Below are 13,436 nucleotides of genomic sequence, written 5' to 3'. Positions count from 1 at the left end.
ACAGGCAACAATGCGGATCTAACAATTAGATCTTCGAGACAGCATGTCATCCATCGTTCTGGATAACCTCACCAAACAGTACGCCGGCGCGGCGGCGATCCAAGGCGTGAGCTTCACGGTTCCGGCCGGCAGCTTCACCGTTCTGCTGGGTCCGTCCGGTTGCGGCAAGTCGACGACGCTGCGCATGATCGCCGGCCTGGATACGCCCACGTCGGGCACCATCCGCATCGGCGACCGCGACGTCACGCAACTGCCGCCGGCCAAGCGCCGCATCTCGATGGTGTTCCAGTCGTATGCGCTGTTTCCGCACCTGTCGGTTCGCGAGAACATCCTGTTCGGCCTGAAGGTGCGCAAGGAACCGGCAAAGGACTTCGACCGGCGCTTGAAGCGCGTGGCCGATCTGCTGGGCCTGTCGCATCTGCTGGACCGCAAGCCGTCGCAACTGTCCGGCGGCCAGCAGCAGCGCGTGGCGCTGGGCCGCGCCGTGATTTCCGAAGCGCCGGTCTGCCTGATGGACGAGCCCCTTTCCAACCTGGACGCCCAACTGCGCCACGAAATGCGCCGCGAGATCCGCGCATTGCAGCAAAGCCTGGGCATCACCATGGTCTACGTCACGCACGATCAGACCGAAGCCATGAGCATGGCCGACCAGGTGGTGCTGCTGCGGGGCGGCCAGATCGAACAGCACGACACGCCTGATGGCCTGTATGCGCGTCCGGCCAGCGAGTTCGCGGCGCGCTTCATCGGCACGCCGCCCATGAATTTGATCAACCTGACGCAGCAAGCAGGCGCCACGGTGATCGCCGGCACGCAGGGTCCCGCCATCGCGAACGCGCCCGCCGGCGCCGTGAAGCTGGGCGTGCGGCCTGAACACATTCGAATCGACGGCGACGGCATCGCGGCCACTGTCGAAAGCGTGGAGTACTTCGGCGCGGACTCCATCGTGGTGTGCCGCATCGGCGACACGGGCGGCGTGGCCGTCCGGGTCGGCGGCCATCTGCGCGCAAGCGCAGGTGAGTCGCTGCGCCTGTCCTGGCCGGACGGGCAACAGCATTTCTTCGCCGCCGATTCGGCGGTCATCAACACCGACGGGCGCTAGAAAAAATAGCCCACACACAGGAAAGGAACATCCCATGCGACGCATCGTACTCAAGACCCTGGCCGCCAGCCTGGCCGCCGCCTGCCTGTCTCTGCCTGTGCAGGCGCAGAACAAGCCCGTCGAGGTCGAGTTCTACTACCCGGTTGCTGTCGGCGGCCCGATCACCAAGATCGTCGACGACATGGTGACGGATTTCCAGAAGGAAAATCCCAACATCAAGATCAAGCCGATCTACGCCGGTTCGTACCAGGACTCCATCGCCAAGGCGCTGACCGCGCTCAAGGGCGGCACCCCGCCCCAGCTCGCGGTGCTGCTGTCCACCGACATGTTCACGCTGATCGACGAGGACGCCATCGTTTCGATCGACAGCCTGGCCAAGACCGACGCCGACAAGAAGTGGCTGGGCGGCTTCTATGACGCCTTCATGCAGAACAGCCGCACCGGCGGCCACACCTGGGGCGTGCCGTTCCAGCGTTCGACCATCGTCATGTACTACAACAAGGATCTCTTCAAGGCCGCCGGCCTGGATCCCGAAAAACCGCCCAAGACCTGGGCCGAGCTGGTCGAGTACGGCAAGAAGCTGACCAAGCAGGACGCCTCGGGCAACACGACGCAGTGGGGCATCGAGATCCCGTCGGGCGGCGCATTCGCGTACTGGCTGTTCCAGGCGTTGACCACGCCCAACGGCGCGATCCTGATGAACGAAGCCGGCAACGAGGTCTACCTGGACAAGCCGGCGGTGGTCGAAGCCGCGCAGTTCTGGCGTGACCTGTCGGCCAAGCACAAGATCATGCCGACCGGCACGATCGACTGGGGCACCACGCCCAAGGACTTCCTGGAAAAGAAGGCGGCCATGGTGTGGACCACCACCGGCAACCTGACCAACATCCGCAAGAACGCGGACTTCCCGTTCGGCGTGGCGATGATGCCGCAGCAAAAGCGCGGCGGCAGCCCCACGGGCGGCGGCAACTTCTACATCTTCAAGAGCGGCACGCCGGAGCAGCAGGCGGCGGCGCTGAAGTTCGCGCAGTGGGCCACCACGCCCGAGCGCGCGGCCGACTGGAGCATCGCCACGGGCTACGTGGCCGTGACGCCGGCCGCGTGGGAAACCGAGAAGATGAAGAAGTACGCGCAGGAAGTGCCGGCCGCCACGGTCGCGCGCGACCAGCTGGAAGTCAGCGTGGCGGAATTCTCGACGCATGAGAACCAGCGCGTCACCAAGACCCTGAACGACGCCCTGCAGGCGGCGCTGACGGGCTCGAAGACCCCGCAGCAGGCCCTGACCGACGCGCAGCGCGAGTCCGATCGCATACTGCGTTCCTACAAGTAAACCGACCGCACGCACGATGAGCCGCTCTTTGAATGCGCTTTATGGCTGGCTGCTTCTGCTGCCAGCCATCGTGCTGCTCGCCGCCTTCACGCATTACCCGGCGGTGGCGACGCTTTGGCACAGCTTTTTCTCCACCCCAAAGGGCGCGCGCCCGGCCCGCTTCGTCGGGCTGGACAACTACGCGGTCATGCGCGACGACCCCGTATTCTGGCAGTCGCTGTGGAACAACCTGTGGTTTGCGCTGGGCACCATTCCCACCTCGATCGGCATCGCGCTGATCATGGCGCTATGGGTCAACCGCAACCTCACCGGGCGCGGGTTCCTGCGCATGGCTTACTTCACGCCGACCGTGCTGCCCATGGTGGCAGTCGCCAACATCTGGCTGTTCTTCTACACGCCGCAGTACGGGCTGATCGCGCAGGTGATGGGCTGGTTCGGCGCGCCGGGTCCCAACTGGCTGGGCAACCGCGAGACCGCGCTGCCCGCGCTGATGCTGGTGACCGTCTGGAAAGAGGCCGGCTTTTTCATGATCTTCTATCTGGCCGCGCTGCAGACGGTGTCGCCGTCGCTGCGTGAAGCGGCCATGCTGGAAGGCGCCTCGCGCTGGCAGTATTTCCGCCGCATCCTGTGGCCGCTGCTGATGCCCACCACGCTCTTCGTGCTGATCAATGCGCTGATCAACGCGTTCCGGCTGGTCGACCACGTGGTGGTCATGACGCGCGGCGGGCCGGACAACGCGAGCACCTTGCTGCTCTATTACATCTACCAGGTGGGATTCAGCTTCTGGGATACGGCCTATGCCGCCACCCTGACCGTCGTGTTGCTGGTGGTGCTGGCGCTGACCGCGCTGATCAAGTTCCGCTGGCTGGACCGCAGGACGCACTACCAATGAAAGACAAGCTCGATACCCTGGGCGCGTGGGCGCTGGGCCTGTTGTGGATTTTGCCGCTGGCCTACGCGATGTGGGCGGCGTTCCATCCGCCCGCCTACGCCACCCGCTTCGATCTCTTCGCGCCGCTGACGCTGGATAACTTCGTCCGTGCCTGGAATGCAGCGCCGTTTCCGCGCTACTTCCTGAACACGTTCGTGCTGGTCACGATGGTGCTGGCCGCGCAGCTGGTGCTGTCGACGCTGGCGGGCTATGCGTTCGCGCGTTTCGAATTCCGCGGCCGCGATTTCGTGTTCATGCTGGTGCTGTTGCAGCTGATGATCATGCCCGACGTGCTGCTGGTGGAAAACTACCGGTCGATGAGCCTTCTGGGCGTACGGGACACGGTGTTTGCGATCGGCTTGCCGTACTTCGCCTCGGCCTTCGGCATCTTCCTGTTGCGCCAGACCTTCAAGACGGTGCCGCGCGAACTGGAAGAGGCGGCCCGCATGGAAGGCGCGAACGCGCTGCAGGTGCTCTGGAAGGTGTACGTGCCGCTGGCCAAGCCGATCTACGTGGCGTACGGGCTGGTGTCGGTCAGCCACCACTGGAACAACTTCCTGTGGCCGCTGATCATCACCAACTCGGTGGAATCCCGGCCGCTGACGGTCGGCCTGCAGGTGTTCTCGTCGACGGATCAGGGCATCGACTGGTCGGTGATCACCGCCGCGACGCTGATGTCGGCCGCGCCCCTGCTGATCGCGTTCCTGCTGTTCCAGCGCCAGTTCGTGCAGTCGTTCATGCGGGCGGGGATCCGGTAGAAATCCGTTCGCACGCCGCGCCGCACACATCGCGCCGCCGTGAACGCAGCGCACAAAAAACCCCGCCAGGCGGGGTTTTTCACGGGTGGCGGGATGTTCGGCCGTTCAATACCCGACAGTCAGGCCCGGCAGGTCCACGGTGATGCGCGGACGCTCCAGCGCCAGTGCCAGGTGCTCGGCGAACTCGCGGGCTTCCTTTTCGTCGGTGGACAGCGTGTCGTAGCCCAGCGCGTCGGCCACGCCCAGCACCTTGTCCAGCAACAGGACCTTGCCGCTGGGCCGCAGGGGCTCGCAGCCCAGGGTTTCCCAGGCGCTGTCAAACCAGTCGCGCGCATCGGCCTGGCGTTGCGGGGAGGTTTCGACGTTCGCGTAAAGGTCCAGCGAACGCCGGGAGTCGAAAACAATGGTGATGTCGCTGCGCATGGGAATAAGGCTCCGTCAGAGGGCGTCAGGCCAACAGGGTAGGCAAAAAAAGCCGGACAGATTGTCCGTCCGGCGACATAGTCCTACCAGCCCCGCGAGACTTCCCAGGTGACCTCGGCGCCTGCGGCCTGCGACTGGCGCATCATGTCCAGCAGGGGGAAGGCACGCTCCTTCAGACCGACCGCGCGCGCCATCGGGGCGACGGGCGCCTTGTCCTCGTCGTCCTCGTCCGGGCTTTCGTGGGCGTGCTGGTACTCGTCGATCGCGCGTTCGATGCCGCTGATGGCCGGTCCAAGCTGCTCCACGGTGAAGACGCCGCGCTCGGGGATCTTGTCGCCGACCGGCTTGCCGGCCGCCTGCAACAGGGCGCCCGCGTGGTCGGTCAGCATCAGGACTTCGGCCACGACCTTGGAGTGAAAAGTGATCAGCATATTCCGGTCTCCTACATTGATTACCTTAGCTCCGTACACTACCCCAACGCCCCCATGATGCCAACTGGCGCCCCCAAATCAACTATGATTCAGGGGTTTCCCGTGACAGCAGGCGCCGCGCCGGGCCCCAGATTTCCGGCACATGCGCGCCGGCTTGCCCGCCGCCGCCGGACAGAACCGCGAGCCCGCCAGCGGGCACGGCGCGGATCGCCGGCAGGCCGCAAGCGCCGTGCCGCCATCGTCACTCACTCAGAACCACGCCAGACGCCCATGCTCCTCGAGCAACAAAAACAGCTTATCTCCCTGATCCAGGCCGCCGTCGCGCAGAGCCTTCCCGACGCCCAGCCCAACGTGCTGCTGGAGCGCCCCAAGGTTGCCGCCCATGGCGACGTCGCCACCAACGTGGCCATGCAGCTCGCGAAACCCGCGCGCCGCAATCCCCGCGAACTGGCCCAGGGCATCGTCGACGCCATGATGGCCAATCCCGACGCCGCCGCGCTGGTCGAAAGTGCCGAAGTGGCCGGCCCCGGCTTCATCAACCTGCGCATCACGCCGGCTGCCCGCCAGGCCGTGATCGCCGCGGTGGCTGAGCAGGGCGATGCCTACGGCCGCGCCGCGCGCCTGGGCGAGAAGATTTTGGTCGAATTCGTGTCGGCCAACCCCACCGGTCCGCTGCACGTGGGCCATGCCCGCCAGGCCGCGCTGGGCGACGCGCTGTGCCGTCTGTACGACGCCGTGGGCTGGGACGTCACCCGCGAGTTCTATTACAACGACGCCGGCAACCAGATCCAGAACCTGGCGATCAGCGTGCAGGCCCGCGCCCGCGGCCTGACCACCGATTCCCCCGACTGGCCCGAAGACGGCTACAAGGGCGACTACATCGCCGACATCGCCCGCGACTTCCAGGACGGCAAGACCATCCAGGCGTCCGACGGCGAGCCCGTCACCGCCACCGGCAACATCGACAACCTGGACGACATCCGCGCCTTTGCCGTGGCCTACCTGCGCCGCGAGCAGGACCTGGACCTGCAGGCCTTCGGCCTGGCGTTCGACAATTACTACCTGGAAAGCTCGCTCTACACGTCCGGCCGCGTCGAAGCGACGGTCAAGGCGCTGATCGCCGGCGGCCATACCTACGAGGAAGGCGGCGCGCTGTGGCTGTGCACCACCGAGCTGGGCACGGGCGACGACAAAGACCGCGTCATGCGCAAAAGCGAGGGCGGCTACACCTATTTCGTGCCGGATGTCGCCTACCACAAGGCCAAATGGGAGCGCGGCTTTCATCGCGCCGTGAACATCCAGGGCAGCGACCACCACGGCACCGTGGCTCGCGTGCGCGCCGGCCTGCAGGCGCTGGAAGAGGGCATCCCGAAGGACTACCCGTCCTACGTGCTGCACAAGATGGTCAAGGTGATGCGCGGCGGCGAAGAGGTCAAGATCTCCAAGCGCGCCGGCAGCTACGTCACCATGCGCGACCTGATCGACTGGGTCGGCCGCGACGCCGTCCGCTACTTCCTGATCCAGCGCCGCGCCGACACGGAATTCGTGTTCGACGTGGACCTGGCCCTGTCCAAGAGCGACGAGAACCCCGTCTATTACATCCAGTACGCCCACGCGCGCATCTGCTCGGTCATCAACAACGCGGGTATGCCCGCCGCCGACGTGGCCCAGGCCGACGCCGCGCTGCTGACGGCGCCGACCGAATTCGCGCTGATGCAGCGCCTGGCCGAGTTCCCGCAAGTGGTGGCGCTGGCCGCCCAGGACCTGTCGCCGCACCACATCGCGTTCTGGCTGCGCGACTGCGCGTCGGACTTCCACGGCTGGTACAACGCCGAACGCGTGCTGGTCGACGACACCGCCGTCAAGCTGGCCCGCCTGCGCCTGGCCGCCACGACCCGCCAGGTGCTGGCCAACGGCCTCGCGCTGTTGGGCGTTTCCGCGCCCGAGCGGATGTAACATCGGTTCATGGCAACCAAGCGCAAATCCACCCGCCGTTCCTCCGGCGAAAGCGGCAGCACCCTGTACGGGGCGCTGGCCGGTCTGCTGATCGGGCTGATCGTCGCCGCCGTCGTCGCGTTCTATGTCACCAAGGCGCCCGTTCCCTTCGTGGACCGGGCCAGCCGCCAGGGCGATACGGGCAAACTGCCCGATCCGCGCTCGGCGCCGGACCCCAACGCCGGCCTGTACGGCCGCGACGGGGCCGCGGGCGCGCCCCCCACCGGTCCCACCGCCACCGCGCCGGCCCCGCTGCCGGGTGCGGGCGCGCCGTCCAAGGGCGACGAAACGCCCGCCAAGCTGGACGACTTGGGCGCGTTGATCGCCACGCTGCCGACGTCCCGGGCGCCGGCTGCAGCGCCGTCGGCGCCCCCCGCAACGGCGTCCGCGCCCACGCCCATCTCCAAGGCCGCTCCCACGGCGACGGCAGCCGCCAAGCCGTCTGCGCCCGCCGCCAACGGCACGTACTACCTGCAAGCCGGCGCCTTCCGCGGCGAGAACGACGCCGAATCGCTCAAGGCGCGCATCATTCTTTTGGGACTGCCGGTCGCGGTACAGAAGGCGGAATTGAACGGCAAGCCCATCAACCGCGTCCGGGTCGGTCCGTTTGCCCGCCTGGACGACATGAACCGGGCGCGCGGACGCCTGGGCGAGAACAAGATCGAAACCGCCGTGGTGCGCCAATAGCGCCGCGCGGCGGATCGTTTTGCATTGAACTAATCTGGCCCCGGGCCTGTCTGTAGCCTTTTATTCAGGAACCTCACCCATGCTGTCCCCCAAGCTCATCCGCATCCTGGCAGCCGCCGCGCTGACCGCCACGGCGTTCTTCAGCCCGGCCAGCCACGCGCAAGGCGCCCAGCAGTACGTGCCGATCAACCCGCCGCTGCCGTCGGACACCCCGGGCAAGGTCGAGGTCCTGGAATTCTTCGCCTACACCTGCCCGCACTGCGCCGCCATGGAACCCATGGTCGAAGACTGGGCCAAGACCGCGCCGTCCGACGTCGTCTTGAAGCAGGTTCCCATCGCCTTCAATGCCGGCATGAAGCCGCTGCAGCAGCTGTACTACACGCTGCTGGCCCTGGACCGTCCCGACCTGCACCCCAAGGTCTTCACGGCCATCCACGGCGAGCACAAGCGCCTGTTCGACAAGAAGGCCATGGGTGAGTGGATTGCCACCCAGGGTGTGGACCGCGCCAAGTTCGACTCGGTGTTCGATTCGTTCAGCGTGCAGACCCAGGTGCAACGCGCCAACCAGCTGGCCGAGGCCTATCGCATCGAAGGCACCCCGTCGTTTGCCGTGGGCGGCAAGTTCATGACCTCGCCGGTCATGGCGGGCAACAGCTACGAAGGCGCGCTGAAGGAAGTCAACGCGCTGATTCCGATGGCGCGCGCGAAGTAAACCTCGCAAGGTTCCGCGCACGATCTGCGCAGTACCTGCATCAAAAACGCCCCGAGCCTTCCAGGCCTGAACTGACCCCCGAAAGTTGGACATTGATCCAACCTTCGGGGGTTTTTACATGGCGAAGTACGAAGAGCAATTCAAGATCAAAGTGGTGCAGGCGTACCTGCAAGGCACGGACGGCTTCAAATCGGTGGCGCGCCGATACGAAGTGCCGCACTCGATGGTGCGGCGCTGGGTCGGGAGTTTTCGAGCGCATGGCGTTAACGGGTTGCGCAGGCAATCTGGCTCGTATAGCGCGGCCTTCAAACAATCGGTGCTGATCAAGATCCGGCGCGAAGGTCTATCGGACACGCAGGCAGCGGTGTTGCTGGGGATTCGTCATACAGGGCACATTACGAAATGGCGCGCCCAGTATGATGCTGGGGGTATAGAGGCGCTGGCGCGCAAGCGCCGAGGAGCAAGCATGCCGCATAAGTACCCCCCAGAGCCGGTGTCCAAGGACATGACCAAGGAAGAACTCGAGCAAGAGCTGGCCTATCTGCGCGCGGAGAACGATTACCTAAAAAAAATGAAGGCCTTGATCGAAGCGGAGAAGACCCGGGCGCTGGTTGGAAAGCGCAAGTGGTCCAAGGATTAAGGCCCAAGCATCCGCTGGCACTACTGCTACGCGTAGCCAAGCTGTCGCGCAGCACGTTTTATTACCACCTGAAGTCGTTCGGAGCCGTGGACCCGTACACCGAGCTCAAGCAGCGCATCAGCGCGGTTTATGCCCGTCACAAGGGCCGCTACGGCTACCGCCGCATTACCGCGGTCTTGCGCCAGGCCGGTGAGCTAGTGAACCACAAGACCGTGCAGAAGCTGATGCAGGCGCTAGGCTTGAAGTCGCTGGTGCGCGCCAAGAAGTACCGGTCCTACCGAGGCCAATCGCACCACGTGGCGGCCAACGTGTTGGCGCGCGACTTCGAGGCGGCGCGTCCGAACCAGAAGTGGGTCACCGATGTGACCGAGTTCAACGTGCGTGGCGAGAAACTGTACCTGTCGCCGGTGATGGACCTGTACAACGGCGAGATCGTGGCCTACGAGACCAGCCGCCGGCCGGTGTTCAGGCTCGTGGGCAGCATGCTGAAGAAGGCGCTGGCGCGGCTGCTGCCGACGGAGCGTCCAGTGCTGCACTCCGATCAGGGCTGGCAGTACCAGCAGCAGAGCTACAGGCGGATGCTGGTAGATAGATCGGTGACGCAAAGCATGTCACGCAAGGGAAACTGCCTGGACAATGCCGCTATGGAAAGCTTCTTCGGCACGCTCAAGGCTGAGTTCTTCCACTTGAATCGCTTCGAAAGCATCGAGCAGTTGCAAGCCGGCATCCGACAGTACATCCGTTACTACAATCATGATCGCATCAAGCTCAAGCTAAAAGGCCTGAGCCCGGTGCAATACCGAGCTCAGGCCTTCGGGCTTTAGCTGACCGTCCAACTTCTGGGGGTCAGTTCAGCCGGGGCGTTTTTTTTCAGCCATCATTCAGCCGTGCCGTCATGGTGCCGGGCTACACTTTCGCCATAAAAATCGCCGCACGCACGGCATCAAAAGGGTGGAAGACAAATGAAGAAGCACTTCTCGCGCAGCAGCGCGGCGCTGGGCCTGTGCCTGTCGCTCGCAACGGGCCTGGCCCACGCCAACGCCGCCGACGGCGTCAAGATCGGCGTCCTGACAGACATGGCGGGCGTCACCGCCGACGCCACCGGCAAGGGGTCGGTGGAAGCCGCCCGGCTGGCCATCGAGGAAATGGGCGGCACGGTGCTCGGCAAGCCGATCACGCTGGTTTCCGGCGATCACCAGCACCGCCCCGACATCGGCAGCAGCATGGTCCGCAAGTGGTACGACACGGAAGGCGTGGACGTAGTGGTGGACGTGCCCAACTCGTCCGTCGCGCTGGCCGTGCAGGGCATCGCGCGCGAAAAGAAAAAGCTGGTGCTGTTCTCCAGCCCCGGCACCACCGCGCTGACGCAGGCGCAGTGCTCGCCCTACGGCGTGCAATGGACCTACACCACCTACGCGCTGTCGCGCGGCACCGCCACCGCCGTCGTGAAAGAGGGCGGCAAGCGCTGGTTCATCCTGGCGTCCGATTACGCGTTCGGCAAACAGCTTGCCGCTGACACGGAAACGGTCGTCAAGGCCAACGGCGGCGAGATCGCCGGCACCGTCTTTCATCCGCTCAATGCGTCGGACTTCGCGTCTTTCCTGCTGCAGGCGCAAGGTTCCAAAGCGCAGATCATCGCAATCGCCAACGCAGGCGGCGACACCATCTCGGCCATCAAGCAGGCGGCGGAATTCGGCATCGGCGGCACGCAGCAACTGGCGGCGATGCTGCTGCTGTTGACGGACGTGCACAGCCTGGGGCTGGCCGCCGCGCAAAAGACCTACCTGACCGTGCCGTCGTATTGGGACATGAACGACGGCACCCGCGCCTTCACCAAGAAGTTCGAGGCGCGCGTGGGCCGTCCGCCCACCTTCCTGCAGGCCGGCGTCTACAGTTCCGTGCGCCATTATCTGCAGGCGGTGAAGGCGGCCGATTCAGTCGATGCGGACGCGGTGATGGCCAAGATGAAGTCCATGCCGATTGACGACCCCTTCAGCCTGAACGCGCACATCCGCGCCGACGGCCTGGTGGTGCGCGACATGATGCTGGCGCAGGTGAAGACGCCCGAACAGTCCAAGGCTCCCTGGGACTACTACAACATCGTGCGCACCATTCCCGGCGAATCGCTGGCGTGGCCGCTGTCCGACAGCCAATGCCCGCTGGTCAAGCCATGACGCAGGAACTGGCGCTGGCGGACTTCGGCAGCTTCTATGCGGGCGGGCGGCCCGTGCGGATCGACGGGCAGCCCAAGCGCGATATCGCCTTCACGCAGACGGCGTCGCTGGCCTACGACCCCAACGGCCTCTATCACTTTGAGCAGGCCTACGTGCAGTACTTCATCCCGGCGCGCCTGGCACATCCGCTGCCCATCGTGCTGCTGCACGGCGGCGGGATGACCGGCGCAATGTGGGAGCAGACGCCCGACGGCCGGCCCGGCTGGATGCAGCATTTCCTGCGGCAAGGCCATGCGGTGTATGTGGTGGACAACGTGGAGCGCGGGCGCGCCGGTTGGGCGCCGTTCACGCAGGTCTGGCCCGAGCCGCCCATCATCCGCAACGCCGAGGAAAGCTGGTCGCTGTTCCGCTTCGGCCGTGCCGAGGATTTTGCTGCGCGACAGGCGTTTGCGGGGCAGCGTTTCCCGGTTGGGCATTTTGACGACTTCATCCGCCACGCCGTGCCGCGCTGGCTGGGCAACAACGATGCCGCGTTGCAGGGCTTTTGCGCAGTGCTGGATCGGGTCGGGCCCTGCATCGTGCTGGCCCACAGCCACGGCGGCGAAGTGGCCTACCGGGCGCTGCACGCGCGGCCTGATCTGGTGCGCGGGGTGATCGGCATCGAACCGTCCGGGTTTTCCACCGAGGTCATCGCGCACTGCGTGGCGGACAAGCCGTTTCTGTTCGTCTATGGCGACTATCTGGACGCAACGCCACTCTGGGAAAAGCTCACGGCAACAGGCGCCGCCTACGCCGAAGACCTGGCGCGGCATGGCGGGCGGGTGCAGACGTGGCGGCTGGCGGATATGGGCATCGCGGGCAATTCGCACATGCCGATGATGGATGACAACAGCGACGATATCGCCGCACGCATCGGCGCGTGGATACGCGACAGGGCGGGGTGATCGCGTTCGTCAATGCAACGCGGCGGCCTTGCAGCCGCCGCGTGTAGTTCTTTCAAGTGTAGTTGCGCGCGCTTACTGCGCGATCATTCCTTGATGGACGCGGCCTGTTCAAACGCCTGCGTCAGATCCGCAATGATGTCCTCGGGCGACTCCAGCCCGATGTGCAGGCGCACGACCGGGTTCTCGCCTTCGCCCCAATAGCCATGCTTGGACAGATCCTTCGGCGACACGAGCTGCACCAGGCTTTCATAGCCGCCCCACGAAAAGCCGATGCCAAAGAGCGTCAGCGCATCGACAAAGCGGCGCGCGGCGGCCGGGGACAGGGCCAGTTCGGCCGACAGCATGCCGTTCGACCCGGTGCAATCGCGTTTCCACAATTCGTGGCCGGGATCCTTGGGCCAGGCCGGATGGAACAAACGCACGGTCTCGGGACGGGAATCCAGGAACTCGCATACCTGCATCGCGTGGCGCGCATGCTGCGCCATGCGGATGGGCATGGTGCGCACGCCGCGCAGCGCCAGCCACGCGTCGTCGGCGCTGATCGAATAACCCATCGCATACTGCGTGCGGTTCAGCTTGCGGGCAATGCCTTCGTCGTTGGTGACCACCGCGCCCAGCATCAGGTCGGAGTGTCCGCCCACATACTTGGTGCCGGCGATGACCGAGACCTGCGCGCCCAGCGTCAACGGCCGATAGATATAGCCGGAGCCCCAGGTGTTGTCGGTGGCCAGCACCAGCCCGTGGCGCTGCGCGATGGCGGCCATGGCGCCCATGTCCAGCATCTCGAACAGCAGCGAGCCGGGCGATTCCACGTACAGCAGCTTGGTATTGGGCCGCACCAAAGCGTCCACGTCTTCACCCGCGGCAAAGTACGTGATCTCGATGTTCATGCGCTTGAGCACCGCATCGTCCAGCTCGCGCATCGGGCCGTACACGCTGTCGGAGATCAGCGCATGGTCGCCGGCCGAGCACAGCGCCATCATCACCATCGTCATGGCCGACAGACCCGAGGACGCCAGATAGCAATGTGTGCCGCCTTCCAGTTGCGTGAAGACCTCTTCCAGCGCGGCATGGGTGTCCATGCCCATGCGCCCGTACGTGGACGCGCGGCCGCCAGCCGCCTTGCTGCGCTGCGCGTTTTCCAGCGCGGCGATATTGGCAAAGCGCACCGTGCTGGCCCGCATGGGCGGCAGCGGCACCGGCGCCGTGCCGGTCTCGGGATTGAACGGGGCGGTGCCCGCGTGCTGGAGAACCGTATCGATGTGTTTGGTAGGCATCTTGTAGAGGTGCGTCAAAACCGGGAAAACCAAAC

At 65.3% G+C, this 13,436-nt stretch carries 13 protein-coding genes; 10 read left to right on the top strand and 3 right to left on the bottom strand.

Features of this window, described 5'->3' with window-relative positions; translation table 11 throughout:
• The first annotated feature begins 43 nt into the window (after positions 1-43).
• The 4 genes from AB3147_RS00670 to AB3147_RS00655 are packed head-to-tail and all read left to right on the top strand — an operon-like array spanning position 44 to position 4,118.
• Positions 44-1,099: an ABC transporter ATP-binding protein gene (locus tag AB3147_RS00670; RefSeq protein WP_218342394.1), complete on the top strand. Its 1,056-nt coding sequence runs from the start codon at positions 44-46 to the stop codon at positions 1,097-1,099.
• Between the two features lie 34 nt (positions 1,100-1,133).
• Positions 1,134-2,429 (top strand): ABC transporter substrate-binding protein, encoded by a 1,296-nt coding sequence (locus AB3147_RS00665; protein ID WP_175137035.1) that lies wholly within the window; start codon positions 1,134-1,136, stop codon positions 2,427-2,429.
• A 16-nt stretch (positions 2,430-2,445) separates the two neighbouring features.
• Positions 2,446-3,321 (top strand): carbohydrate ABC transporter permease, encoded by an 876-nt coding sequence (locus AB3147_RS00660; RefSeq protein WP_175137034.1) that lies wholly within the window; start codon positions 2,446-2,448, stop codon positions 3,319-3,321.
• Positions 3,318-4,118: a carbohydrate ABC transporter permease gene (locus tag AB3147_RS00655; RefSeq protein WP_076518055.1), complete on the top strand. Its 801-nt coding sequence runs from the start codon at positions 3,318-3,320 to the stop codon at positions 4,116-4,118. Before AB3147_RS00660 ends, AB3147_RS00655 begins: the two co-directional genes overlap by 4 nt.
• A gap of 105 nt (positions 4,119-4,223) precedes the next feature.
• On the opposite strand, the gene AB3147_RS00650 is transcribed toward AB3147_RS00655, so the two are convergent.
• Both AB3147_RS00650 and AB3147_RS00645 read right to left on the bottom strand, forming a co-directional pair.
• On the bottom strand, positions 4,224-4,541 hold the full coding sequence (locus AB3147_RS00650; RefSeq protein ID WP_367351221.1) for a hypothetical protein: 318 nt from the start codon (positions 4,539-4,541) through the stop codon (positions 4,224-4,226).
• Between the two features lie 83 nt (positions 4,542-4,624).
• Positions 4,625-4,972, bottom strand: coding sequence for a DUF1840 domain-containing protein (locus AB3147_RS00645; RefSeq protein WP_175123949.1), 348 nt, complete (start codon positions 4,970-4,972; stop codon positions 4,625-4,627).
• A 270-nt stretch (positions 4,973-5,242) separates the two neighbouring features.
• Here AB3147_RS00645 and argS point away from each other — a divergent pair, with 270 nt between their 5' ends.
• The 6 genes from argS to AB3147_RS00615 all read left to right on the top strand — a co-directional run bounded on the left by argS (position 5,243) and on the right by AB3147_RS00615 (position 12,124).
• A complete protein-coding gene (gene argS / locus AB3147_RS00640; protein WP_367351220.1) occupies positions 5,243-6,928 on the top strand; it encodes an arginine--tRNA ligase in 1,686 nt (561 codons plus the stop codon).
• 9 nt (positions 6,929-6,937) lie between these two features.
• Positions 6,938-7,654, top strand: a complete 717-nt coding sequence (locus AB3147_RS00635) for an SPOR domain-containing protein (protein WP_175185540.1) — start codon at positions 6,938-6,940, stop codon at positions 7,652-7,654.
• 79 nt (positions 7,655-7,733) lie between these two features.
• On the top strand, positions 7,734-8,366 hold the full coding sequence (locus AB3147_RS00630) for a thiol:disulfide interchange protein DsbA/DsbL (protein ID WP_056565750.1): 633 nt from the start codon (positions 7,734-7,736) through the stop codon (positions 8,364-8,366).
• Between the two features lie 118 nt (positions 8,367-8,484).
• Positions 8,485-9,830, top strand: a protein-coding gene (locus AB3147_RS00625; RefSeq protein ID WP_370633084.1) for an IS3 family transposase whose coding sequence is annotated in 2 segments (ribosomal slippage) — positions 8,485-8,949 and positions 8,952-9,830 — 1,344 coding nt in all. Because the reading frame shifts where the segments join, the coding sequence is not laid out codon by codon here.
• Positions 9,831-9,968: 138 nt separating this feature from the next.
• Complete coding sequence (locus AB3147_RS00620) at positions 9,969-11,180, top strand: ABC transporter substrate-binding protein (protein ID WP_313066679.1); 1,212 nt, start codon at positions 9,969-9,971, stop codon at positions 11,178-11,180.
• Complete coding sequence (locus tag AB3147_RS00615; protein ID WP_367351219.1) at positions 11,159-12,124, top strand: alpha/beta hydrolase family protein; 966 nt, start codon at positions 11,159-11,161, stop codon at positions 12,122-12,124. Before AB3147_RS00620 ends, AB3147_RS00615 begins: the two co-directional genes overlap by 22 nt.
• Positions 12,125-12,207: 83 nt before the next feature.
• Here the strand turns inward: AB3147_RS00615 and metC are convergent, their stop codons facing one another.
• Positions 12,208-13,401, bottom strand: coding sequence for a cystathionine beta-lyase (gene metC, locus AB3147_RS00610; protein ID WP_343737747.1), 1,194 nt, complete (start codon positions 13,399-13,401; stop codon positions 12,208-12,210).
• Between the last annotated feature and the right edge of the window lie 35 nt (positions 13,402-13,436).

Source organism: Achromobacter animicus (genome assembly GCF_040775605.1).
Lineage (GTDB): Bacteria > Pseudomonadota > Gammaproteobacteria > Burkholderiales > Burkholderiaceae_B > Achromobacter > Achromobacter animicus.
The sequence above is the reverse complement of the archived record's forward strand: the minus strand, read 5'-3'. Positions and strand labels throughout refer to the sequence as shown.

Bases quoted from the DNA above. Each gene is read 5' to 3' on its own strand.
- AB3147_RS00615 (WP_367351219.1), top strand. From the start codon at position 11,159: ATGCCCGCTGGTCAAGCCATGACGCAGGAACTGGCGCTGGCGGACTTC.
- AB3147_RS00660 (WP_175137034.1), top strand. From the start codon at position 2,446: ATGAGCCGCTCTTTGAATGCGCTTTATGGCTGGCTGCTTCTGCTGCCA.
- AB3147_RS00620 (WP_313066679.1), top strand. From the start codon at position 9,969: ATGAAGAAGCACTTCTCGCGCAGCAGCGCGGCGCTGGGCCTGTGCCTG.
- AB3147_RS00670 (WP_218342394.1), top strand. From the start codon at position 44: ATGTCATCCATCGTTCTGGATAACCTCACCAAACAGTACGCCGGCGCG.
- AB3147_RS00645 (WP_175123949.1), bottom strand. From the start codon at position 4,972: ATGCTGATCACTTTTCACTCCAAGGTCGTGGCCGAAGTCCTGATGCTG.
- metC (WP_343737747.1), bottom strand. From the start codon at position 13,401: ATGCCTACCAAACACATCGATACGGTTCTCCAGCACGCGGGCACCGCC.
- AB3147_RS00655 (WP_076518055.1), top strand. From the start codon at position 3,318: ATGAAAGACAAGCTCGATACCCTGGGCGCGTGGGCGCTGGGCCTGTTG.
- AB3147_RS00635 (WP_175185540.1), top strand. From the start codon at position 6,938: ATGGCAACCAAGCGCAAATCCACCCGCCGTTCCTCCGGCGAAAGCGGC.
- AB3147_RS00650 (WP_367351221.1), bottom strand. From the start codon at position 4,541: ATGCGCAGCGACATCACCATTGTTTTCGACTCCCGGCGTTCGCTGGAC.
- argS (WP_367351220.1), top strand. From the start codon at position 5,243: ATGCTCCTCGAGCAACAAAAACAGCTTATCTCCCTGATCCAGGCCGCC.
- AB3147_RS00665 (WP_175137035.1), top strand. From the start codon at position 1,134: ATGCGACGCATCGTACTCAAGACCCTGGCCGCCAGCCTGGCCGCCGCC.
- AB3147_RS00630 (WP_056565750.1), top strand. From the start codon at position 7,734: ATGCTGTCCCCCAAGCTCATCCGCATCCTGGCAGCCGCCGCGCTGACC.